The organism is Polaribacter sp. NJDZ03, from assembly GCF_019263805.1.
In the GTDB taxonomy this organism is placed as follows: Bacteria; Bacteroidota; Bacteroidia; order Flavobacteriales; family Flavobacteriaceae; genus Polaribacter.
In genome coordinates, this window is the sequence record NZ_CP079195.1 from 3529816 (window position 1) to 3555528 (window position 25713).

Genomic DNA, 25713 nt, shown 5'->3' on the forward strand with positions numbered 1-25713 from the left:
AGTTTTTCTGAAAAAAGAAATTTGAATAAAAAAGTAACAGATATTATTATAGAATTTGAGGCTGGAGACAATCAATTTTTAACACATTCTATGGTTGATAAATTGTTAATACAAAATGATACAACTGTGAAAAACCAAGCGAAATCTGTGATAAATTTATACAGTTTGGAAAAAACGGTTTCTGAAAACCCTTATGTTGAAAATGCAGCAGTATTTTTAACCATATCGGGCACCCTAAAAACAATCATAAAACAGCGTACACCTGTTGCAAGAATTATAAATAAAAAAGATTCTTATTATGTTGATAAACAAGGTGTAAAGATACCTTTATCTAGTAATTTTTCAGCAAGAGTAATGCTGGTTTCTGGTGTTAAAAAAGAGGAGGAAGTTAAAGAAATATTACCATTAATATCCTTTATTTTAGAGGATGATTTTTTGCGAAAAGAAGTCGTGGGAATAGAGAAATTTGACGATGGTGAGTATCAATTTTCCGTGAGAAGTGGAAATTATAAAATTGATTTTGGAAAATTATCTGAAATTGATGTGAAATTTAAGAAGTTAAAAGCGTTTTATAACAAGACATTTGAAGATAAAACGATTGAAGAATACAAAACGATTAATTTAAAATATCACAACCAAGTTGTGTGCGCAAAATAAATCAAAATGGAGAACAATAAAATAGCAATTGGTTTAGATATTGGTACAACCAAAATCGCAGCAATGATTGGTCGTAAGAATGAATATGGCAAGATTGAAGTTATAGGAATCGGTAAAGCTAAAAGTTTAGGTGTTAAACGTGGGGTTGTAAGTAATATTACGCAAACCATACAGTCTATTCAGCAAGCAGTAGAAGAGGCAGAAAGTGTTTCTGGTGTTAAGATTCATGAAGTTGTTGTAGGTATTGCTGGGCAACATATTCGTAGTTTACATCACAGTGATTATATTACAAGAAATAATGCAGATGAGGTAATTGATGAAAATGATATTGATGACTTAATAAACCAGGTTCATAAATTAGTAATGTTGCCAGGAGAAGAAATTATTCATGTTTTACCACAAGAATATAAAGTAGATTCTCAGGCAGATATTAAAGAGCCAATAGGTATGTATGGAGGTCGTTTAGAAGCGAATTTTCATGTAGTTGTTGGGCAAGTTTCTTCTATTAGAAATATTGGGCGTTGTGTTAAAAGTGCAGGTTTAGGTTTAAGTGAAATAACCTTAGAACCTTTGGCATCTGCAAATGCAGTGTTAAGTCAGGAAGAAAAAGAAGCAGGAGTTGCATTGATTGATATTGGAGGAGGAACAACAGATTTAGCTATTTTTAAAGATGGAATTATTAGACATACAGCTGTAATTCCTTTTGGAGGAAATGTAATTACAGAAGATATAAAAGAAGGCTGTTCTATTATAGAGAAGCAAGCAGAATTATTAAAAATAAAGTTTGGTTCTGCATGGCCAGGAGAAAATAAAGAAACAGAAATAGTATCTATACCAGGTTTAAGAGGTAGAGAGCCTAAAGAAATTACTTTAAAAAATTTATCAAGAATTATACATGCAAGAGTTCAAGAAATTATTGAGCATGTATATTTAGAGATAAAAAATTATGGACATGAAACTGCAAAAGGAAAACTAATTGCAGGTATTGTGTTAACAGGTGGAGGGGCACAATTAAAGCACTTACGCCAGTTGGTAGAGTATATTACAGGTATGGATGCAAGAATTGGATATCCTAATGAACATTTGGCAGGAGAATCTGATGAACTTTTATCTAGTCCGGCTTTTGCGACAACTGTTGGTCTATTAATGGAAGGTTTAGAAAAACAAAAACCTGTTGTTGAGGTTATAGAAGAACCTGAGGTAGAACAACCTGTGGTACAAGATTCAATTGAGACTAAAGCAGAAGAACCCATTGAAGAGGAACGAGAACCGGAACCAGTTCCAAGACCTAAACCAAAAAAGAAGTCGTTTTTTGAAAAGTTTACAGAAAGTTTAAAAGATTTTTTGGACAACGCAGAATAAAGATTGAGATTAAGAAAAGAGAACAAAAATCAAAAAAATAATAATAAACAATATATCGGTTATTATGAGCGCAGAATTCGATAACATTTCATTTGACATGCCTAAGACACAATCTAACACAATTAAAGTAATTGGAGTTGGTGGAGGCGGTAGCAACGCAGTAAACCACATGTTTACACAACAAATTAAAGGAGTAGACTTTGTAATCTGTAATACAGATGCACAGGCTTTAGAAAACAGTCCTGTTCCTAATAAAATTCAATTAGGAGTAAGTTTAACTTCTGGTTTAGGTGCAGGTGCAAATCCAGAAGTGGGTGCACAAGCAGCTAAAGAAAGTATGCAAGAAATTCAGCAAATGCTAAATACCCAAACCAAAATGGTATTTATTACTGCTGGTATGGGGGGTGGTACTGGTACAGGAGCAGCTCCTATTATTGCAAAAATTGCAAAAGATATGGATGTGCTTACTGTAGGTATTGTTACGATGCCTTTTGCCTTTGAAGGTAGAAGACGTGCTAAACAAGCTCAGTTAGGAATTGATCAATTGCGCCAAAATGTTGATTCTCTAATTGTTATAAACAATAATAAACTTCGTGAAGTTTACGGAAACCTTGGTTTTAAAGCTGGTTTCTCTAAAGCAGATGAGGTTTTATCTACAGCTTCTCGTGGAATTGCAGAGGTAATTACGCATCACTATAAACAAAATATAGATTTACATGATGCTAAAACTGTACTTTCTAATAGTGGAACTGCAATTATGGGTTCTGCAAAAGAAGAAGGTCAGACTAGAGCTAAAACAGCTATTATTAAAGCATTAGATTCTCCTTTATTAAATGATAATAAAATTACAGGAGCAAAGAATGTATTGTTGTTAATTGTATCTGGTACTAATGAGGTAACTTTAGATGAAATTGGTGAAATAAACGATTATATACAAGATGAAGCCGGTTATGATGCCAATATTATTATGGGTATTGGAGAAGATGAAGAATTAGGTGATGCAATTGCTGTTACTATTGTTGCTACAGGTTTTGCTGCAGATCAACAAAGTACAATTACAAATACGGAAGTAAAAAAAATTGTGCACACCCTTGAAGATGAGCAAAAAGCTACCTATGATTTTAGTGAAAAAACAATTACAAAAGCGCCTTCTTTAAACGAGCCACTAACAAGTGCTGTAGAGGAAAAAGTAGTTCATTCTTTAGAAGAGGAAGTAGTGGTGCCAAAAACAAACTTGGTTAAAACTACCAATGAAATTGTAAATATGGCAGTTGTTTATGATGATGTTGAAGTAGAAGTTGCCTCTGAAGATGATTTTGTTATTACAGACATAACTCCAGTTCAAGAAATACAAGTTGTAGAAGAATTAAAAGCAGTTGAACCTAATTTATTATTTGATTTACCCTTAAAACCACAGGCAGAAGTAGAAACTCCAAAAATTAAGGAGGTTGAAGCGATACAGGCAGAAGAGGTTGTTTTTGAGAGAAAAGTGGTAGAAAAGCGTTATGTTTTAGAAGATTTTGATGCGCAGCCAACTATTGGTAAAAGTTCTGGTATGGTAGAGCGAAAAGTTGCTGAAGAGGAAATTAATTTTGAATTAAAAACAAGAACTCCTCAGGCACAAGTAAACCAAATAGAAACGCAAAGTGAAGAAGTTTCTCCTTTAGATTTAACAATTACTGAATTGCAAAAGAGAGCTGAAGAGAGACGTAAAACAATGAAAGGTTTCAATTATAAATTCAATGATCAAATGAATAAGAACATTGATGAAATTGAGCGTCAGCCAGCTTATAAAAGGTTAGGGATAAATTTAGATACAAATAGTCCTATTAGTAGTACAAAAACATCTATTCAAAAGAATACCGATGAAATTAGTTTTAAATCTAATAATTCTTTTTTACATGACAATGTAGACTAAGTATTCCTTATTTTATTTAAAATATCTATAAAAGCCACATTTTTAATGTGGCTTTTATAATATAATTAAGTTTTGGTTAAACCTTTATCTTTTCATATATTAGTGTTGGTCTACACTTTAGCGCCATTAACCCCCCAAAAGAGTATTTTTTTTTAAAATAAAATACTTTTGTTAAAAATACTGACAGATGGAATCAAAACTACCTAAACATTTTAAGTTAATAACCTTTTTATTGGTTATAATAACTACGCTTTCTTTAAAAGCACAAGAAGAACCTTTTAATTGTGATTATAATGCATATTTATTTCAAAGGAATGATATTTATGCTTTAGATTTAGCTTCTGGAAGTTCTTATATTGTAAAAGAAGATATTACCCCTGGATCTATTAACGCAGTAGGGTATAATCCTGCAGATGGATACATTTGGGGATCATTAAGTACACCTGCAAAAACAATTGTAAGAATTGGTAAAAACTTTAATGTAGAAACTTTTTATGTAGATGAGTTACCAAATTCTAGTAGATATGTAGGTGATGTTAGTTCAGAAGGAATCTACTATTTAAAAGGAGGTGGAACAAGTTATTATAAAATAGATTTAAATCCGGAATCGCAGAACTATACAAAATATATTAGTAGTGAAACCTTGTCAAAAAATATTAGTGTTCACGATTGGGCTTTTAACTCTGTAGATGGTCATTTATATACGGTAGAAAAAAAGACCAATATATTATATAGAATTAATGCTACTACAGGAGAAGTAATTAGTTTAGGAGAAGTACCAATTTTAGCCGGTTTAACCTATACATATGGTGCCGTTTATTTTGATAAGTCAGGGCGTTTTTATGTTTCTGCCAATCAAACGGGTACTGTATATGTTATTCAAAGTGTACAAACACTAGAACCAGGAAGTCAGTTAGACTCTAACCTTTTTGCTTACGGACCTTCAAGCAGTTCTAATGATGGAGCAAGGTGCCCTACAGCTCCTGTACCTCAAGAAGATTGTTCTAACGGATTAGATGATGATGGAGACGGATTGGTAGATTGTGATGATCCAGCGTGTTCTGGAGTAGCTGTTTGTCCTGTATTAGCGCCACAAGTTTCTAGTGGTAATGATGGTGGTTTAGAAAGTAATGACCGTCTTTCTCAGCAAATCAATCAAAGAAACTATTTAAGGAAAAAGGGGAATTATAAGTTTGATAAATTAAAAGCTAAAAAAGTTATAAAAAGTAAAAAATATAAGAAGTCTGCCGCTAAAAGTACAAACTTCGATTTAAAAGATTTAATTCCTTTAGACGTAATTGCTGGTACAACAACAGTAGAATCGTCTCCATTAGATTTAATAGCAATTACAAATGCTACTGAACTTTACTCTGTAGATTATGTAAAAGATGGAGAAACGATTGCAGTTGTCTTGGCTACTAAAACAGAAAATGGAGTGTATGAACACACGAAGTTTATTTGTGATAGATTGTTAGGAGCAGAATTATTGTCTGTTTCTACCATAGAACTTTTTCAACAAGAAAGTGAAGAAGGAGAAGAAGAGCAAGAAGGCGATGGGGTACACTTTATTAAGTCAATTATAAAGAATAGTAATGGAACTAAAGAGTTTGTGTTAAGTTTTTCTGGAAGATTGATTAATGGTGATAAAAATTTTGAAATAGATAGTCATTGGAATATTGATAAATACCAAGCAGGTGCTACTTATTATAATTTTCAAATCTGGTCTAATAGTGTAGATGACTTGTTAACTTTAGGAGAAGAAGCTTTGGCTTTGTTTGAAATTCAGAAGCCTATTTTAGATTATGAAACATCTTCTCCGCCACCTGTATTTGTTAAAAAAGGGAAGTATGTTAATGGTACTTTAGAACTAGAGCTAATTAATGTTAGAAGAAGTAAAAGTGTGGTAATAGATGCTGGTTTTAAAAGAACTGAAACTTCAGCTACAGAGTATTTTAATGACAAAATAGACTTAAAAGGTAATTACTTAGAATCTTTAGTTATAGAAACTGGAAATATTTTTGATATTGGTTTTAGAATAGAAAATGAATACAATTTAACGCCAGATGATTTATTTATGTCAGATGGTGTTTGGGGAAAAGATGATTCTCCAGAAGGAACAATCGTTAGTGAGTTTGCAATAACACAAAATGAGAATATTTATACAGGAAGTGGTTATAGAGTAGAAAGAAATATTGCTTTAAAAGCAACTACAAGTGCGTATGTTTCTGCTTTTAGATCTTTAACACCTAGGTTTACAGCTGTAGATTTATCTAAGTTTTCTACGTTGGAATTAGATGCAAAAGGAACGGGAGATGTAGAAATAACAATTGTTAAAGAAAGTATAGGTGCTTGGGAAAACCAATTTAGAACTACTGTAAAATTAAACGATACAGAGAGTCATTATGCCATTCCTTTTTCTCATTTTGTTTCTGCATTAGGTGGCAGTATAGATTTATCTGATACCGTAAATATTGTGTTTACAATGTCTTCTGATGGAACTACAGTGTTAGAAAAACAACTGAATTTAAAAGACATACAATTTACAGCACGACCGTTAGCGGTTGACACTAATGTTATTGCTGAAAATGAAGTGTTATTAGTACCTAACCCAATGAAATATAGCTCGGAGTTAAGTTTTTATTCAGAAACAAATGCAACAACTAAAATTGAAGTTTATAATATAACTGGTTCTTTAATTAGAGAAATTAAAACGCAAACAATAATTGGAAACAATAGGGTATCTATGTTAAGGGAAGGTTTAAAATCTGGTATTTATTTTATAAAAATAAGAAATGATTTTAGAAATTATAAAATAGTTAAATTAGTGATGAAATAAGGCGATTTTTTATTATTGTAATTCCTATAATATCCCATAATTAGAAAATAATTATGGGATATTTATTATTATATATTTTACGTAAGTGGTCTCTTGTTTAGGTGATTATATGGATAAAAGTGTATTTGGTTGTTCTTTAAATGGAATAAAGAATTTTATTAAACGTAATAAAGTTACAGGTAGTCTAAGGTTTAAAGTTAATGGGCTGATATAAAGTTTTTTAATGCTAATTAATAATATCTTTGACTTATATTACAAGAAGCTTGTTATAAAAGAATAAAAATATATCCCCTAGTTGTCCCCCAATGTTTGTTAAAACCACGTCTTTCGGTAGATGTGGTTTTTTAGTTTTATTTATTTTGTTTAAAGAAAGATGTATTTTGTAATTAATTGATAATTTGTTATATAGGTTTGCGTGAAGGATTGAAGCAATTGTTTGAGCTCTTTTTTTTTTACAAAAAAGCGAGTGCGAAAAGCCTGACCTTTAGGGCACGCCCAAACAAAAAAAATCCATCTAATTAAAGATGGATTTTAATATAAATATATGTTTTAAAGATTAGCTTAACGCTTCTTTAATTCTTTTTACTGCTTCTCTAATTTGTAATTCTGAAGCGGCATAAGATAAACGGATACAGTTAGGCGTACCAAAAGCTTCACCCGTTACAGTTGCTACATTTGCTCTTTCTAAAATGAATAAAGAAAAGTCGCTTGCGTTTTCAATTTTATAACCGTTAATTGTTTTACCAAAGAATGCAGAAACATCTGGAAAAACGTAAAAAGCTCCTTCAGGAACGTTTACTTTAAAGCCATCTATTTCTCTTAATAAACCAATAATGATATCTCTACGAGTTTTAAACTCATCTACCATATATTGAATTTTAGAAACTGGAGCTAAAACGGCTGTAATTGCAGCTCTTTGAGCAATACAATTTGTACCAGAAGTAATTTGACCTTGCATTTTAGTACATGCTTTAGCAATCCATTCTGGAGCACCAATATAACCAATTCTCCAACCTGTCATAGCAAATGCTTTTGCCAAACCATTTACGGTAATGGTTCTGTCGTACATGCTTTCAATTGCTGCAAAACTAAATGGTTTAGAATCGTAATTGATATGTTCATAGATTTCATCTGATAAGATAAAAATCTGTGGGTGTTTTTCTAAAACTGCTGCCAACGCTCTGTATTCTGCTTCACTATAAATAGTTCCACTTGGGTTGTTTGGTGAGTTAAAGAAAATCATTTTTGTTTTAGGTGTAATAGAAGCTTCTAACTGTTCTGGAGTGATTTTAAAATCATTCTCTATAGAAGAAGGGATTTCTACATACGTTGCCTCGCATAAAATTGCAATTGCAGAGTAACTTACCCAATAAGGAGCTGGTAATAAAACTTCATCTCCTGGGTTTAATAATACTTGTGCAATGTTTGCAATAGATTGTTTTGCTCCTGTAGAAACAACAACTTGACTTGGTTTATAAACTAAATCATTGTCACGTTTAAACTTTACACAAATAGCTTCTTTTAAATCTGCATACCCATCTACTGGAGAATACGAATTGTAATTTTGATTGATAGCTTCAATGGCAGCGTCTTTAATAAAATCTGGTGTATTAAAATCTGGTTCTCCCAAACTTAAACCAATAATATCTTTTCCTTCTGCTCTTAATTCTCTTGTTTTAGCAGCCATTGCTAAGGTTTGAGATACAGGTAAACTGTTAATTCTGTCCGATAATGGATTTTTCATTTTACTGTTAGTTGTTGTTGTGTTACTTATGCTATTTCTGGGTTTTTACCCAAAGCTCCCAAATGTCTAAAATGTTCTATAACGGCTTTACGCATAGTAGCGTATTCATTATAAGGTAAATTAAATTCCTTGGCAGTTTCTTTTACAATTTTAGCTAATTTATTATAATGTACATGAGAAATATGCGGGAAAATATGATGTTCAACTTGATGATTTAAACCACCTGTATAGAAGTTTACCAATGAATTAGTAGGGGCAAAGTTAGATGTTGTGTATAATTGGTGGACTGCCCAAGTGTGTTCTAAATTACCGTCTTTATCTGGAAGTGGCATTTCTGTATTTGGTACAATGTGTGCTAATTGAAAAACCAAACTCAAAATCATACCAGCAGTATAATGCATTACAAAAAAGCCAATTAAAACTTTCCACCATGCAATGTCTAAAACTAATAAAGGTAAAACAATCCAAAGTGCGTAATATACAACTTTAGAAATGACTAACTTAGTCCATTCTGTAGCAGGGTTTGGAAATTTACCATAAGATAATTTACGTTTTAAATAACGATGCATTTGCTTAATATCTGTAGTAATTGCCCAGTTTATGGTTAACAATCCGTACAAGAAGATAGAATAATATTTCTGAATTTTATGAATTGGTAACCATGAAGAATGTTGAGAAAAACGAATAATTCGTCCTGCATCTATATCTTCATCATGCCCTTCTACATTTGTATAGGTATGGTGTAAAACATTGTGTTGTACTTTCCAGTTATACACGTTTCCGGCAAGTATATAGATACTGCTTCCCATTAATTTATTTACCCATTTCCTTTTAGAAAAAGAATCGTGATTTGCATCATGCATCACATTCATACCAACACCGGCCATTCCTATTCCGGTTACTACCATTAAAAGTGCCATTAGCCATTGCGGCATCGAGACTGTTAAAATTAAAATAAAAGGAACCAAGAAAAGAGAAAACATAACAATTGCTTTGGTGTACAATTTCCAGTTTCCTGTTTTTTGTAATTCGTTTTCTTTAAAATATGTATTTACTCGTTTGTTTAGAGTTCTAAAGAATTTAGCTTTATCTACTCTAGAAAAATTTATTGTTTTCATTTTTATGTTTATAATATGCAAAAATATACTTTTTGAAATGGAGTTTTATAATAAACGGCATATTTTGTTTAGAATTGTTCCAATACAAATAACTATTTTTGCAATTCAAATATATTTATTAATGGAAATTATACTCAAGTATTTTAAGGACTTAACCACAACCCAAATAGAACAGTTTTCTAAACTTCAAGAATTATACCAAGATTGGAATTTAAAAATAAATGTTGTTTCTAGAAAAGATATAGACGAACTGTATTTACGCCATGTATTACATTCTTTAGCAATAGCAAAAGTGGTGCAATTTAAACCAGGTTCTAAAGTGATGGATGTTGGTACTGGAGGAGGTTTTCCTGGTATTCCATTAGCAATTTTATTTCCAGAAACACAGTTTCATTTGGTAGATTCTATTGGTAAAAAGATAAAAGTAGTAAATGAAGTTGTAGCTGGTTTAGGTTTAGAAAACGTAAAAACTACAAACGGAAGAGTAGAAGAGGTAAAAGATACTTATGATTTTATTGTAAGTAGAGCAGTAGCACAAATGGAAACGTTTGTGGGCTGGACGAAAGGTAGAATTTCTAAAAAGCAAAATCACGATTTAAAAAACGGAATTTTATATTTAAAAGGTGGTGATTTATCTGAAGAATTAAAATTATATACGTCTGCGACGATTTATGATTTACCAGATTTTTTTGAAGAAGACTTTTATGAAACAAAAAAAGTAGTGCATTTAGGGATGAAGTTTAAAGGGTAGTCTTTAAATTAACCTAATAGAGCTCTTCTTATTAAAAGAATATTTAAATAGAAAAGATGCACCAATGAGTGTATCTTTTCTATTTAATTCAATTTATATTTTAAAAAGGATATACTCTTCTATATTATTTTTTCCAATTGTTTTGCAGTTAACAGATCATCATTAATCGATGTTCTCCATTTTTTTCTTCTGGAGCACGGTGCAAACAAGGTAATACTTTGCTTTCAGGATGATCAATTGCTAGTTTCCATAAATGACCAACACCTAAATTAATAGGCTGTGCATTAGGCTTGGCTTGATAATGTAAGTCAAAGAAAAATTCACTTAAAAAGGATTCAAAACCAGCTTCAGATTCCTCTCCATATAGTTTTTTGAGTTCCGCTCGTATTTCTGGAATTAATATTTTTTGTGTGCCTTGAGAATTTGATAAAATAGCACTAGAAGCGCCATGATATGTGCATAAAAAAGTATCTGCAGGTATGGGAGAACGATCTACATGAAAAGAGTAAACATCTGTAGGGAAAAAAGGAAAAGCATCATCTCTCTCATAATTTTTTATAATGTTTAGAGTAGGAGATTTTCCGTTATTTTGTAGTGTTTTATAGTCATTTAAAAGAATTTCTCTAGCAATTTGACCTTGTTTACTTAACTGAAGATCTAGAAGTTCTTCAGGAAGAAGTTCTATCATATTACCACTAAGTGCAACCTTTTTTACAATTTCAGAAAAATCACCTTTTAATTCACGAGTCCAACAAAGGGCATTTACATTTCCCTGAAAAGGAATGGAAAGTAACTCTTTAAAATTAGTAACAGATTTAATTTGATGCTCAGAATGAGGAGAATTGATCATAATAGTTTCTTACTTTATACGGATATGATATTTATAAATAACTTAAATCCGTAGAATACAAAAATCTATTTTTTTCTTTTAGAAACAAACTAAAAGGGTGTTTAATTAAGAATTATAAAGCAGTGATTTTTTAATTTAACCTAGCTAATTCTTCCAGAAAAAATAATAAATATTTTTCTAAGGAAGCATTTCTTTTGGATTTAACGGTCATTAAGAAAGAAGATTTTAGTTCTATAGATTTGTTAAAAAGGGCTTCTTTTGTATTTAATTCACCCCACATTTTATCCCAAAATTCAATAGCTTCTTTTGGCGTATATTTATTTTTAGATGCAATATATGTTGTTTCAATTTGGGCTTCACAATTAATAAAACGACTTTTAGCATCACCAGTTTCAATAAAAAGTTTTTCTACCAAACCTAATAGTTGCTTTTTATAATATTTTTCTTGTGTATTTATTTTTTTCTGAAACAAAACCATCATAGAAATTGCAGGAACAATTACATTATCTGTAACATTTTCTGTTCCTTCAAAATCAAAAGAATCTTTTAAGACTGCAATTTTCCAAGATTGGTCTAACTCATAGTTTATGTCATAGTTTTGTCTGTTAAAAATGACCAATATTTTTGACCAGGTATCCTTATTTGCATTGTTTTTTAGCTGATAAGAAACCAAACCATCATCTATTTTTTTAAATTTTAAATTATCTTGCACCTCTTTTGCTGTTGGCATTCTAAAAGCAGGATGTTTTTTTCTTAACTTGATAAGGTTTTTATAGTATGCTAAAACATCTGCATTTAGTACTTTTAAATTCCAATCTATTTCATTGATGGCATCTGGAGATTTGTATGAATTATGATCTCCTTTTTTGGTACTCATTATTTCTGATCCCTCATGTAAAAAAGGTGTTCCTTGGGATGTAAGAACAATGGCTGTAGACAATTTATGCATTGCTTTAATTTCATCTAAAGAAGCATCTGGTCTAGACACTTTTAATTTGTCGTATAGCGTATAATTATCATGACAAGAAACATAATTAATAGCTTGCCAAGGTTGTTGCGCCCAAGCTTTATTTGAATAATTAACGTATTGATAATTTAATTGAGGATGCTCTATAGCACCTACAATGCCACATTTAATAGATTCTTCTGTAAACTTTGCACCATTAACAAAACCGGTGCTATTGTCTTCAAAAACGCCCCCTTTTATTGCATCTCTAATATCATCACAAAAAGCAGCAATTTTTGGCATTTGAGGAATGTGTTTTTTTAAGGCGCGCTTTTCTTCTGGAAGCGGAGAGTCTCCACCAACCCAACCTTCACCATAAATAAGTGCATTTGGGTTTATCTTTTTAACTTCTTCTGCTATTAAATTCATGGTTTCAATATCATGAATGGCCATTAAATCGAAACGAAAACCATCTAAATGATATTCTTCTGTCCAATATTTTACAGACTCAAGCATAAATTTTTGCGTCATTTTTCTTTCAGAAGAAGTTTCGTTACCACAACCAGAAGCGTTAGAATAACTACCATCGTTATTAAAACGATAATAATAACCTGGGTTTTCTAAATTAAAATTAGAAGTTTCTTTTACGCCAGTATGATTATATACAACATCTAAAACAACTCCAATTCCGGCATCATGAAATGCTTGTACCATGGTTTTAAATTCTTTAATCCTAACTTCTGCTTTAAAAGGATTTGTAGAAAAAGAACCTTCCGGGACGTTGTAGTTTTGGGGATCGTAGCCCCAATTGAATTGAGGAGTTTCTAAATGAGTTTCATCAATAGAATATTGATCAAAGGTGGGGAGTAAATGTACATGTGTAATTCCTAATCTTTTGATGTGATCGATTGCAGTAGGAACATTTTGAGTACTTTTTACGCCCTTTTCTACTAATCCTAAATATTTACCAGGATACGATGAATTCGCTTCTTTTTGAATGGTAATATTCCGAATATGTAATTCATAAATGATGGCACTATTTGGTACGTTTAATTCTACGTAGGTGTCTTTATTCCAATTTCTAGGATTTGTTTCATCCGCATTAAAAACCATGGCTCTGTTACCGTTTACACCCACTGCTTTTGCATAAATTCCAGGAGTTTCGGTTAACCAATGATCATCAATATAAGTTTGATATGTATAATAAGTTCCGTTTAAATCTCGTTGAACCTTTTTTTGCCAAAGGCCATTTTTTTCAGCAATTAGATCTAACGTTTCAAAAACTTCAGAATCATTTCCGGTTTTATAGAGGTTTAGCTTTACTGCAGTTGCTCTAGGAGACCAAATTTTAAAAATTGTTTCTTCTTTAGAGTAGTCTAACCAAAGACTTTTATCTGTTGTTGGGTATTCTTCAAAAGAAGAAAAATTATGTAGGTCCTTTTCCATTTCATTCTGATTGAAAGTACTGGAAAGTTCTTCATTTTTATTGTAATATGCAACGGAATTATTAAAAATATTTATTCGTAGAGAGATGGCTAATGGTTTAATTATCTGAGGCTTGCATCGTAATTAAAAATAGTTGTTTCACAAGCATACCTCTTATCCTTGGAGGGAAGTTACTGGTTAGGAAATAAACAGGTTATTCAGGTAAATCGAAAGGATGTTGAAAACCTGTTTTTGTTAAATTAATGCTGTATAAATTTTTAGTGGCAGTTATAAATAACGTTTTTTTATCAGGTTTTCCAAAAGTACAATTGGTGGTTTGTTCTGGAAATAAGATAGACCCCGTTTTAGTTCCTTGTTTATTGAAAATTTGAATTGTTAATTTAGAACATACATATAAGTTTCCTTCTGTGTCTAAAGCCATTCCGTCTGCTTGAGATTTTGGTTCACCATCATTAGCGTTGGTTAAACTAGTAAAAACGGTTTTGTTTGTAATTGTTCCGTCTGTTTGGTTAATGTTAAACTTATAAATATCATGCGTATCAGAATCGTTTACAAAAAGATGTTTTCCATCATTAGAAATTAAGAGTCCATTTGGGAATGTGAATCCTGATTCGGTTGGCACAGTTAGTTTTCCTTCTGGAGTGATGTAATATACTCTTCTCTTTGTCTGAAAAGGTGGGGTTCTTCTTGTTGGATCTGTAAAGTAAATTCCACCTTTTTTATCGATACAAACCTCATTTGGGTTGTCAAAACGTTTTCCTTTATATTCTGTAAATAAGGTTTCAATTAAAGTTCCATCTACTTTTCTTCTAACAATATTTCCTGCTCTAAATCCGCAGACTACTAAATTATAATCTTGGTCAAACATCAATCCATTGCAACCATCTGTTTTATTATCAAAAGCAAGTGCAAACGTATTGTTGGTTACAGAGTATTTGTATACTTTTTTATCAGGAATATCGGAAAAATAAATAAATTCAGCACCATCCCAAGCCGGACCTTCAATAAATCGAAATTGATTTGTACTTAATTTTACAGGCGTTTGTGCTTTGCTTTGGTAAGAAAAAGCAATGATAAGTAGAAGTGATAAGATTCTTGATTTCATAAGACGTTTTTAGAATTACGAAAATAGTAAGGAAGTAAAGCTAAAAAAGAGTATTTATTACCCTTTAAATAGCTGTTTTTATCTAATTATAAAATAGTATTATTCTAATTTTTCTAAAAAATTGAAGAAGCTGTTTTTGAGGTGAATTTTTCTAAAAACAACATTCCTTTATAAGAATTTCCTTTTTTATTCAATTTCGGACTCCAAATAGCAATACAATATTTATCTGGATGAATGGCTACAATGCCGCCTCCAACACCACTTTTACCTGGCAATCCAACACGAAAAGCAAACTCACCAGATTCATCATAAAAACCACAAGTAAGCATAATCGCATTAATTCTTTTAGTTTGGCTCTCTGTTATTACTCTTTCTCCTTTTGCGGTAGTAAAATTATCAACAGTTAAAAATAAAAATATTTGCGAAAGTTCTTTGCAAGTCATTTCTAAAGAACAAGTATGAAAATAGAGATCTAAAACTTCATCAACATTATTTTTAATGTTACCAAAAGATTTTATAAAATTACATAGTGCTATATTTCTAAAGCCTGTAATAGTTTCAGATTCGGCTACTTTTTCATTGTAATTTAATGTAGGGTTGTTAGAGATTTCTCTGCAAAAATTTAAAAAATCTGCTTTTGGGTTTTTAAGATGACTTACCAAAATATCGCAAATTACAATGGCTCCAGCGTTTATAAATGGATTTCTGGGTTTTCCTAAATCTGCTTCTAATTGTAATAAAGAGTTAAATGGATTTCCAGAGGGTTCTACATCTACTCTTTCCCATAACTTTAAACCTTCAAACTTGTAAGCTAAGCTTAGTGTTAGCACTTTAGAAATACTTTGTATAGAAAATTTTGTTTCAAAATCTCCAATTCCAAAATTTTCATTTTTAATGTTTGTTATACTTATACCAAAACTATTTCCATCTACAAAAGCCAATTCCGGAATATAGTTGGCTACTTTACCATTATCATCAATATTTTTAAGATCTGCATAAACGCATTCAATTACTTCCTTATAATTTTCCATTGTTTTTTTATGATATTAGGCATCGCAAACTTATTCTAAAAATTTAAAACGAACAACAAAAGTACAAACCAATAAAAAGGAACTACATGGCTGTAATTCCTTCTTATATATTTGTGTCATTTTAAAATGAGACTTTTTGTTCATTAAAAAATCATGATTCTAAAAATGAGATGCTGAAACAAGTTGACAATGATAATGCTTATTTTTTTATAATCTTTTGAATCATTTTGATACATTTACTGCTTACGGAAAAATTGTTTTTTTTTGGCTGTTTTTTATTATTGAAATATTCTATTATCAAAAGGAAAGTCTGTTATTTCTATTATTTTAATTTTTTTAAATTCTTTATGATAAGGATTTATCAAATAATTAAAATCTCCTTGTACTACGGCAGAAGGGACTTTTAAAATACATGCCTCCATAGCATCTATAAAGTTATCTCCAATTTTTTTTGTGTTAGAATTAGACGGATTACTGTTCCAATTTTCTGAAAGTTTTTTTGCATCAATTTTTTGTATAGAAACAATGTCCGGAACAAGTATTGTAATCATTACATAATCTTTGGGTAAAGTAGCAATTGTTAAATGTACAGCAACTTCTGCCATGGCTAGTGCTCTACTTTCTGCGGTGTAAATAATTTCAGTTCCTTTAGAGTTCCATCTATTATTAGATTTGGCAGCTCCTTTTCCATTAAATGCTGTTGCATATTTTCGTTTAGATAATCTAAATAGCTTCATTAGGCAAAAATTCCATGCTCTATTCTATTTAATTCTTCCATTACTAATTCTTTACCGTAAGAATCTTTTATAAGTTCTGCTGGTTTTAAATTATTAAGAGCATAAGACGGTGTATTTAACCACAAATAAAATTGCTCTGTAGAATTGAAAACTTCTTTACCAAGGTTGTTTACTTCTGCTATTTCTATAATTTTTTCTGTATGAATTGGTTTAAAAACGAAATTTGCATCGTTACTATATCTTTGTAAAGATTTTGTAGAAATATTTAAATAGTTTGCCCAATCTTCTTCTGTAAAAGGAATGATGCTTTTTATAGCATTGAATATTTTAAAAGGTAAACCACTTTTAATAACCTGAATAATAAGCATTTTGTTATCAAAAAATTCTGAAAATGTAATATTTTCTTTATTGAAGCTAAAAGGAGAATTTAATACATAACTACTTATTGCTTCGTTTACAATAGTAAAATCTGATGAGTTTTCTTTATAATCCATAATAGTATCCATTTGACCTCAAATATACGACTTTTGTCTTGGTTTTTAAGGGTAATTATAAATATTATGTTAAAATTAGAAGGGTTTATTGATCTTAATATTTCATTTTCAATTAAATATAAATTATTGTAACTAAAAAAAAAGGAACTACATTATTGTAATTCCTTTTTATTTATCGATGTTATTTAGAAATGAGACTTTTTTGTTGATTGAGAAATCTCAATATTTTTACTTAAAAATTGCTCTTCATTTGACTATTTTTAATAGAACCTACTTTAATTTAATTTCAATTTACTTTTGATGTTTTACCTGTTTTCAAAAGAAGTTTAATCAGCGATAAAGCAGTGGTAATTGAATAATTTGAATTTTTAGTATAAATAACGGCCAGTTTATTTATAAGCGTTTTTTAAGTAATTGAAGCTTTATAAATACTGTCTATAGCACTGTCTAAAGCCAATGAAAACTCATCTGTACTTTGTTGAAATTTTAGATTGTTTAAAAGGGCTCTAGAAAAACTAGCTATTACGCCTTTATTCTTAGCTAATAAGATGTTTGCTGTTTCTATATCATAACCTCCAGAAAGTGCAAATACTCTAATAACTTTAGGGTGGTTTACTAGGCCTTTATAAAAATCTGGAACTGTTGGTAATGTTAATTTTAAAATAACAGATTTATTTTCGTCTAACTTATCTAATTCTAAAAGAATATTTTGCTTTAAAAGAGCTTCAATTTCAATTTTGTCTTTCGCATGAATATCCACTTCTGGTTCTAGAATAGGAATCAAACCGCATTCAAGAATATCTAAACCAAAGGCAAATTGTTGTTTTACAATATCTCTAATTCCGTTTAAATTGTTTTCATAAACTACAGAACGCATTTTTGTACCGAATATGCCTAATTTTTTAGCTTCAGATAAACGAGACTTCATGTTAGGTATGGGTTTCATTAATTTAGCACCCTCTTTAAGATTTTCTAATCCTTTATCAATTTTTAAAAAAGTGACAATATTTTTTTTTAATAAATAAGAAGGTACAGGCTTTTTATCAATTAAACCATTCATTGTTTTTTCAAAAAGAATAACACCTAAAATTTTATTTTGAGTAAAGTTTTTATCAGAAATTACTCGAGTACGCATATCATGAATGAGTTGGAACATCTCTGTTTTATCTTTATATTGATCTTCTGCAATACCGTAACCTAATAGTGCTTTTGGTGTACTTCCACCACTCTGATCTAAAGCGGCAATAAACCCTTTACCTTCTTTAATACTTTTTAATTGCTCTTGAAATGTGTACATGACATTATAATTTTTTGAATTAAAAAAAATAGTTTTTTGTTCACATAAAGGTCTAAAAAGTTAATTTATTCAGCAACAAATAGAACATAAAAAAACCGTTAAATTTTATCTAATAATTAGCTGTTTTTTTTACTGAAAGTATTATGTTATTTTGATAATGAGTATCTTAGAGGTGTTTGAATTGATGAGCGTAATAGAATTATACTAGATGCTATTTTTTTTAAATGTAAATAATTTTATTCAAATTAAATTTATTAAATAACGGCTAATGTTCTAGCCTTGCTAGCACAAATGCCATTCTCTGTTGTTAACTTAGGTAATTTGTATTTACACACGTATTAGAAAATCCTTATAAAAAAGAGCAATAAAAAAAGGAACTACATTGCTGTAATTCCTTTTGTGTAATTTATTTGTCATTTCGAAATGAGACGGTTTTGTCTATTGAGAAATCTCATAATTTATAACTAAAATATGAGATTCTGAAACAAGTTCAGAATGACAAGTCTTATCAAAGCATTATTATACAATCTCTACAAACAAACCTTCGTCTGTTTTAGAAACTTTAGCTACTTTATGTTTCGTTAAACCTTTAATGGTTTTATCCCATTTTTTGTTAGACAAGCCAGATTTTACTTTTAAGTCATTTAACTCAATCTTTTCTGCTTTTGTAATAATAGCTAAAACTGCTTTTTCATCATCATTCAATTCAACAGCTACAGTTTTCTTTTCTGGTCTCATTTGAGGGAAGAAAAGTACTTCTTGTATCGATTGATTGTTGGTTAAAAACATAATTAAACGGTCCATTCCAATACCCATTCCAGACGTTGGTGGCATTCCGTATTCTAATGCTCTTAAGAAATCTTCATCAATAAACTCCGTTGCTTCATCATCACCTTTCTGAGCCAATTTAAGTTGGTGCTCAAAACGCTCACGTTGGTCAATTGGGTCATTTAATTCAGAATATGCATTTGCAATTTCTTTACCACAAACCATTAATTCAAAACGCTCCGTTAATTCTGGGTTGTCTCTGTGTTCTTTACAAAGAGGAGACATTTCTTTCGGATAATCGGTAATAAAAGTAGGCTGAATGTAATTTGCTTCACATTTTTCACCAAAAATTTCATCAATTAATTTTCCTTTTCCCATGGTTTCATCAACAGGAATATTCATGCCTTTTGCAGCCGTTCTAATTTCATCTTCTGTTTTTCCAGTAATGTCAAAACCAGTAAAATGTTTAATAGAATCTGCCATTGTTACTCTTGCGTACGGTGCTTTAAAATCTATTTGGTGTTCACCAAAAGTAGCTTCAGAAGTTCCGTTTACAGCTATTGCACAATGCTCTAAAAGTTTTTCAGAAAAATCCATCATCCAATTGTAATCTTTGTAAGAAACATAGATTTCCATGGCTGTAAATTCAGGATTATGAGTTCTGTCCATTCCTTCATTTCTAAAGTTTTTAGAGAATTCATAGACACCATCAAAACCACCAACAATTAGTCTTTTTAAGTACAATTCATTAGCAATTCTCATATATAACGGAATGTCTAACGAGTTATGATGTGTCATAAAAGGTCTTGCCGCTGCACCACCAGGAATTGGTTGTAAAACCGGAGTTTCAACTTCAAAATAACCAGCATCATTAAAGAAAGAACGCATGGCATTAAACAATTTAGTTCTTTTAATAAACACCTCTTTTACATGAGGGTTTACCACTAAATCTGCATATCGTTGTCTGTATCTTAATTCTGGATCTGTAAAAGCATCATAAGTAACACCATCTTTTACCTTAGGTAAAGGCAATGGTTTTAAAGATTTACTTAATAAGGTAAAGTTCTTAACACGCACTGTTTTTTCTCCCACTTTAGTGGTAAATAATTCGCCTTCAATCCCTACAAAATCACCTAAATCTAGTAATTTTTTAAAAACATCATTGTACAAGGTTTTATCTTCACTCGTACAAATTTCATCTCTGTTAAAATACACTTGTATTCTACCTTCTCCATCTTGCAATTGCGCAAAAGAAGCCTTTCCTTGTATGTTGATAGACATTAATCTACCAGCAATAATTACCTTTTTCCCTTCAACATAATCTTTTTTTATTTCCTTAGAATTAGAATCTAAAGGATATAAATCTGCAGGATACGGATTGATGCCTAAAGCGCGTAATTTTACAAGCTTTTCTCTACGTACAACTTCTTGTTCTGATAATTGCATTTGCTGTTTAGTTTTCTGATGTTTATTTAAGTGAGCAAAGATACAATCAAATGAATTAATAGACAATTGAGAATAAAATAAAAAACAACATCTTTATTTGAGAATATTAAAAAACATCGTATATTTGTCGGCTGCTTTTTGTTAGGGCAGCATTAGTTGTGTTGTTTTGGCACTTTAGTAAAAGTGTCGTGGTTTTGTTAACCAATGGAAAGCTTCCCTGAAACGGGACGCTTTTTTTTTGCTTTTTAGTCACTGTTAAGTATTTTTACTTATGTGATGTGGCATTCTTACTTCAATTTTATATTTTACTTTTTTGTAGCTATTTCCAGCTTTCCGTTATATCTTTTTTCTTCTGTTCTCGATACAAATTTTTCATTCTTCAAAATTCACTCGAACTGACAGAAAAAAGGATGCCACTTCAATCTGGGCTAGACTTGTTTGCTGGCTTATAGTACTGGAGTGATTTTTATTCTGTATCTATGTTTTCTATGTTTCTATGTGTTCAATTTTTAAAAGAAGTTTTCTTTAAACTCCCAAAACTGAACAACAAACAGCACAAAATAAATAACAGAAATAGAGAATTTAATCGTCGTAGAAGCTAAAAACCCAATAAATGCCCCAAAAGAAGCTTTTAAAGCTCGGTTTGTGTCTTTACTATCATAAAGCAATTCCCCAATTAGCGCACCTAAAAAAGTACCAATCAACATACCAAACGGAATAGGAGAGAGCAAGCCAACAATTAATCCGATTGTAGTTCCATAGACTCCATATTTAGTTCCGCCAAAACGTTTTGTTCCCATAGCAGGAATAAAATAATCGAGAATCCAAATTAGAATGGCTAGTCCTAAAGTAATACCTAAGAAAGTCCAATCCATCGGAATAATCTTAGTAAAATGTAATAAAAGTAATCCCAACCAACTTGTTAAAGGACCTGGTAAAACCGGTAAAAATGAGCCAATAATTCCTAGACAAACAAAAAGAAAGCCTAGAAGTAATAAAAATATATCCATAGTTTTTAAAATAATTATACTGCTTTAAAATCAATAATAGTGGCAGTTTTCTAACAATTAGACGATTACAAATTAGGTTTGTTACAATAATTATCAACTAAAAAATTAGTTCAAACTAAATATTTAGTTATATTTGTATTTTTGAACTATAAACTTAGTTGAAATTATGAGCAAACAATTAACAAAAGCAGAAGAACAAATTATGCAAGTACTTTGGGATTTAAAAGAAGCTTCCGTAAAAGAAGTCATAGATAAATTACCCGAACCGAAACCGGCATATAACACCGTTTCTACTATTATTAGGATTTTAGAAACTAAAGAATTTGTAGGTCATAAACCAGTTGGAAGGGGTTTTTTATATTTTCCGGTAATTGAAAAAGAAACCTACAGCAACCAAAGTTTACACAAATTAATGAATGGTTATTTCGACGGTTCGTTTAAAAGTATGGTTTCCTTTTTTGTAAAAGAAAATAAAATGGATGTTTCTGAATTAGAAGCTATTTTAAAAGAAGTGAATAAAAAAGAGTAGGCAGTAATTCAGTATTCAGTTGGCAGTCTCAGTTGGCAGTCTCAATTATTATGAATAATAAAAGTATTCAGTAGACAGTCTCAGTTTTCATTTGCTGCCAGTACTAGTGATTCCACTTTTGGGTGGAATTGTATAGAGAATATTTTTAAAATCAAAAACTATGATCAATTACATTTTACAAGTTATATTATTTCAAGTATTCTTCTTGGTTATTTATGATTTCTTCCTCAGTAAAGAAACATTTTTTACTAAGAACAGATGGTATTTGTTAGCTACACCAATTTGCTCTTTTGTGTTGCCATTTATAAAAATACCAACGTTTCAAAAAGCAGTTCCGCAAGAATTTATTATCTATTTACCAGAAATCGTTTTATCACCAGAAAAAGTTATAGAGAAAACGACAATGTTTCAATCTGAGAATTATGTAAGTACTTTATTTTGGATTGGAGTTACTCTTTTTTCAATCTTATTTTTAATTAAGTTTTTTAAAATTATCAACTTAATCAGGAAAAATGAAATTGTTAAAAAGCCGTCTTATTCTCTAGTTTTACTACCTAAAGAAACCAAAGCATTTTCATTTTTTAATTTTATATTTTTAGGAAAAGAAATTCCAGATTCTCAACAAAAACAAATTATTGCTCACGAATTTGTACACAGTAAAGAAAAACATTCACTCGATTTATTATTTTTTGAGTTTTTAAAAATTGCGATGTGGTTTAACCCAATGATTTATTTCTATCAGAAAAGAATCACTTTACTACATGAGTACATTTCTGACGAAGTCGCAGCAAAATCAGCAACCAAAGAAATGTATATCAATAATTTACTATCCAACTTTTTTCAAGTTGAAAACATAGCGTTTGTCAATCAATTTTATAAAAAAACCTTAATTAAAAAAAGAATTATTATGATGAAGAAAACACAATCTAAAAAAATGAATCAATTAAAATATTTGGTCTTGATTCCAGTCTTAGCAAGTATGCTTTTTTATACTTCTTGTGCGTCAAAAACTACAGTAAATCGACTAACTGAATCTGAAAAAATTGCACAAGAAAATTTAAAAAATGTTGCTTTAGAAAATCAAAATTTAAAGGATTCCATTAGTAAGTTAAATGATGAAATAGCATTTAATTTAAATTCTAATAAATTTCTGAAAAAGAAACTATATGATAAAGTTGATGAAAGAGTAAAAGCTGAGAGAGATGGTAATTTTGTTTCTTTTATGATAATTGACAAAGCACCTACTTTCCCTGGCTGTGAATCTGGAGATAAAAAATGTTTTTCTAAAGGTGTTCAAAAACATTTCGGGAAATATTTTGATGCAGATATGGTAAATACACTTGGTTTAGATGCTGGTAGAAAAAGAGTTTTTGTTGGCTTTAAAATAGATAGTGAAGGGAATGTTTTAGATATTGCGGCAAGAGCTCCACATCCAAAAATTAAAGCAGAGGTTATTAGGGTAATGAAGTCTTTACCTAAAATGATTCCAGGAGAACAAGATGGTAAAAAAGTAGGAGTAAAATATTCAATTCCGTTTGTAGTATTAGTAGAGAAAAAAGTTTAGAATAAGAAAATTGTATTTTTATTTAAAATGGTTAAAGTCGGAGTTAAAAACTCCGGCTTTTTCTTGCTTTAATAGGTTCTTTTCTGTGTGTTAAATCTTTAGAATAAAAGTCGTTAAAGTTTTGTAAATTCACATTTTAATTAAAAGTATGTATTTAAGGTTTTTATCTTTTTTAATAATGATGGTTTTTATCACTTCGTGTGATTTATTTTGCCCTCCAAAAAGCAATAATAGTACAGCTTTAGATACGATTGTAGATTTTTCTTCTGTAGATACTTTTCCTTCTTTTAAAGGTTGCGACGCTATCATTGATAAACAAGAAAAAATGGATTGTTTTAGAACAACTATCCATAAGAAGATAGGAGCGGAGTTGCAGCAACATTCATTGGCTGTTAAGGATTCTATTAATGAAATTGTTTATGTAGATGTAATAATTAATTCTGAAGGAATTTTTAGCTTAGACACTATTCAGGCTTCTGAAAACCTTAAAAAGGAATTACCAGAATTAGATAGTTTACTAAAAGCGAGTGTAGAGAAACTTCCAAAAATCTATCCAGCAAACAAACGAGGAATTCCGGTTACTACTAAATATAGATTGCCGATTAGAATTCAATTAACAGAATAATTATTTCCTGCCATTCGAAAAGGAGAAATTACATAAGGGAGCTAAAGTAAAAAAGAGCAACTTTATGAGATTTCTCCCGAAAAGGTTCGAAATGACAAAACTGGACGCTGAAAAATACAATCGTGTTATTTCATTTCGAATTATTTAGACATTCCATAACTGGGCTACCACAAAACAAAGCAACAATAATTGTCATTTCGACGTTAAGAGAAATCTCATAACAGTGATAACAAAATGCTAATCAAACTTTATGTTATTTCTCTCTCCGTTCGAAATGACAAAACTGCACATCATCATTTTTTTCCTTTTATCAAGCATAAAAAAAACTCAAACAATTGAATGTTTGAGTTTCTATTTTTAATAAATATTGAATGACAAAAGGCAATTGCGTTGCCTAATTCAACATTTTCCAAAGTTTATCTTTCAATTCTTGTAAGCCTTTTTGAGCAACAGAAGATATAAATATAGCCTCGACACCTTTTGGTAAATCTGCTTTTATTTCTGCTTCTAACTCCTCATCTAACATATCTGTTTTAGAAATAGCCAATAAACGGTCTTTATCTAACAATTCTGGATTGTGTAGTTTTAGCTCATTTAAAAGAATTTCGTATTCTTTATTAATGTCATTACTATCTGCAGGAACTAAGAATAATAACGCCGAATTACGTTCTATATGACGTAAAAAACGATGTCCTAAACCTTTTCCTTCTGCTGCACCTTCTATAATTCCAGGAATATCTGCAATTACAAATGTTTGATGATTTCTGTGTTCTACAATTCCTAAATTTGGTTTTAAAGTAGTAAAAGCATAATCTGCAATTTTTGGTTTTGCAGAGGTTAATACAGATAATAAAGTAGACTTTCCTGCATTAGGGAAACCAACCAAACCAACATCTGCTAATAGTTTTAATTCCATTCTAAACCAACCATCAAAACCATCCATTCCTGGTTGTGCGTATCTTGGTGTTTGGTTGGTAGAAGATTTAAAGTTCCAGTTTCCTAGTCCTCCTTTTCCTCCACGTAATAAAACTACTTCTTTTTGATGTTCTGTAATTTCTACAATAACTTCATCTGTATCTGCATCTTTAATGATGGTACCTAAAGGTACATCAATATAAATATCATCTGCATCTGCACCAGAACTTCTACTGGCACTTCCGCCACCACCTCCTTCGGCTCTAAAGTGACGTTTAAATTTTAAGTGAAACAAGGTCCACATGTTTTTATCACCTCGTAAAATAATGTGTCCTCCACGTCCACCATCTCCACCGTCAGGTCCACCTTTGGTAATATACTTTTCTCTATGTAAGTGCATAGAACCTTGTCCGCCTTTACCAGAAGAAGCGTATATTTTTATGTAATCGACAAAATTTCCTTCAGTCATAATTGTTGTTTAATCGTGTAAATGTTTAAATGTTTAATTGCCCTATGTAATATACGTTTAAAGGTTACTCAGTTAAACAATTACACAGTTACACA

The 25713-nt window shown here is 30.6% G+C and carries 20 protein-coding genes; 8 read left to right on the forward strand and 12 right to left on the reverse strand.

From position 1 onward, the window contains the following. Positions 1-21 precede the first annotated feature (21 nt). The 4 genes from KV700_RS15000 (at position 22) to KV700_RS15015 (ending at position 6773) form a co-directional block, all read left to right on the forward strand. Complete coding sequence (locus KV700_RS15000; RefSeq protein WP_254712930.1) at positions 22-657, forward strand: cell division protein FtsQ/DivIB; 636 nt, start codon at positions 22-24, stop codon at positions 655-657. Between the two features lie 6 nt (positions 658-663). Next, entirely contained in the window at positions 664-2019 is a 1356-nt protein-coding gene (gene ftsA / locus KV700_RS15005; RefSeq protein ID WP_166386598.1) for a cell division protein FtsA, read from the forward strand. 64 nt (positions 2020-2083) lie between these two features. Next, entirely contained in the window at positions 2084-3937 is a 1854-nt protein-coding gene (gene ftsZ, locus KV700_RS15010) for a cell division protein FtsZ (RefSeq protein ID WP_218598372.1), read from the forward strand. Between the two features lie 187 nt (positions 3938-4124). Further along, complete coding sequence (locus KV700_RS15015; protein ID WP_218598373.1) at positions 4125-6773, forward strand: T9SS type A sorting domain-containing protein; 2649 nt, start codon at positions 4125-4127, stop codon at positions 6771-6773. A gap of 556 nt (positions 6774-7329) precedes the next feature. Here the strand turns inward: KV700_RS15015 and KV700_RS15020 are convergent. Together KV700_RS15020 and KV700_RS15025 are read right to left on the reverse strand one after the other, a co-directional pair. After that, positions 7330-8517, reverse strand: coding sequence for a pyridoxal phosphate-dependent aminotransferase (locus tag KV700_RS15020; protein ID WP_205860434.1), 1188 nt, complete (start codon positions 8515-8517; stop codon positions 7330-7332). Between the two features lie 26 nt (positions 8518-8543). Then, a complete protein-coding gene (locus KV700_RS15025; RefSeq protein ID WP_166386604.1) occupies positions 8544-9635 on the reverse strand; it encodes an acyl-CoA desaturase in 1092 nt (363 codons plus the stop codon). Positions 9636-9756: 121 nt separating this feature from the next. Here KV700_RS15025 and rsmG point away from each other — a divergent pair, with 121 nt between their 5' ends. Next, the gene (gene rsmG / locus KV700_RS15030; protein WP_218598374.1) at positions 9757-10386 is read left to right on the forward strand and encodes a 16S rRNA (guanine(527)-N(7))-methyltransferase RsmG; all 630 of its coding nucleotides are present in this window, start codon (positions 9757-9759) and stop codon (positions 10384-10386) included. A 148-nt stretch (positions 10387-10534) separates the two neighbouring features. Here rsmG and KV700_RS15035 read toward each other — a convergent pair whose 3' ends face one another. The 9 genes from KV700_RS15035 to KV700_RS15075 form a co-directional block, all read right to left on the reverse strand. Next, positions 10535-11236 (reverse strand): hypothetical protein, encoded by a 702-nt coding sequence (locus tag KV700_RS15035; RefSeq protein ID WP_218598375.1) that lies wholly within the window; start codon positions 11234-11236, stop codon positions 10535-10537. Positions 11237-11366: 130 nt separating this feature from the next. Next, positions 11367-13628, reverse strand: coding sequence for a type I pullulanase (pulA, locus tag KV700_RS15040; RefSeq protein ID WP_218598376.1), 2262 nt, complete (start codon positions 13626-13628; stop codon positions 11367-11369). 193 nt (positions 13629-13821) lie between these two features. Continuing rightward, positions 13822-14733 carry an SMP-30/gluconolactonase/LRE family protein gene (locus tag KV700_RS15045; protein WP_218598377.1) on the reverse strand — a complete coding sequence of 304 codons (912 nt, stop codon included), beginning with the start codon at positions 14731-14733 and terminating at the stop codon, positions 13822-13824. Positions 14734-14846: 113 nt separating this feature from the next. Next, positions 14847-15764 (reverse strand): glutaminase, encoded by a 918-nt coding sequence (locus KV700_RS15050; protein WP_218598378.1) that lies wholly within the window; start codon positions 15762-15764, stop codon positions 14847-14849. A 278-nt stretch (positions 15765-16042) separates the two neighbouring features. Beyond that, complete coding sequence (locus KV700_RS15055) at positions 16043-16501, reverse strand: RES family NAD+ phosphorylase (RefSeq protein WP_218598379.1); 459 nt, start codon at positions 16499-16501, stop codon at positions 16043-16045. After that, positions 16501-16995, reverse strand: coding sequence for an antitoxin Xre/MbcA/ParS toxin-binding domain-containing protein (locus KV700_RS15060; protein ID WP_166386619.1), 495 nt, complete (start codon positions 16993-16995; stop codon positions 16501-16503). Before KV700_RS15060 ends, KV700_RS15055 begins: the two co-directional genes overlap by 1 nt. A 406-nt stretch (positions 16996-17401) precedes the next feature. Then, the gene (locus KV700_RS15065) at positions 17402-18292 is read right to left on the reverse strand and encodes a fructose bisphosphate aldolase (protein WP_218598380.1); all 891 of its coding nucleotides are present in this window, start codon (positions 18290-18292) and stop codon (positions 17402-17404) included. A 519-nt stretch (positions 18293-18811) separates the two neighbouring features. Beyond that, a complete protein-coding gene (lysS, locus tag KV700_RS15070; protein WP_218598381.1) occupies positions 18812-20506 on the reverse strand; it encodes a lysine--tRNA ligase in 1695 nt (564 codons plus the stop codon). Positions 20507-21015: 509 nt separating this feature from the next. Next, positions 21016-21516, reverse strand: a complete 501-nt coding sequence (locus KV700_RS15075; protein ID WP_166386625.1) for a DUF456 domain-containing protein — start codon at positions 21514-21516, stop codon at positions 21016-21018. Between the two features lie 166 nt (positions 21517-21682). Between KV700_RS15075 and KV700_RS15080 the strand changes: the two genes are divergently transcribed. The 3 genes from KV700_RS15080 to KV700_RS15090 all read left to right on the forward strand — a co-directional run bounded on the left by KV700_RS15080 (position 21683) and on the right by KV700_RS15090 (position 24234). Next, a complete protein-coding gene (locus KV700_RS15080) occupies positions 21683-22045 on the forward strand; it encodes a BlaI/MecI/CopY family transcriptional regulator (protein ID WP_166386627.1) in 363 nt (120 codons plus the stop codon). Between the two features lie 160 nt (positions 22046-22205). Further along, complete coding sequence (locus KV700_RS15085) at positions 22206-23609, forward strand: M56 family metallopeptidase (protein ID WP_218598382.1); 1404 nt, start codon at positions 22206-22208, stop codon at positions 23607-23609. Positions 23610-23787: 178 nt separating this feature from the next. Then, on the forward strand, positions 23788-24234 hold the full coding sequence (locus KV700_RS15090; RefSeq protein WP_254712931.1) for a hypothetical protein: 447 nt from the start codon (positions 23788-23790) through the stop codon (positions 24232-24234). A gap of 394 nt (positions 24235-24628) precedes the next feature. On the opposite strand, the gene obgE is transcribed toward KV700_RS15090, so the two are convergent. Further along, positions 24629-25618, reverse strand: coding sequence for a GTPase ObgE (obgE, locus tag KV700_RS15095; RefSeq protein WP_166386633.1), 990 nt, complete (start codon positions 25616-25618; stop codon positions 24629-24631). Between the last annotated feature and the right edge of the window lie 95 nt (positions 25619-25713).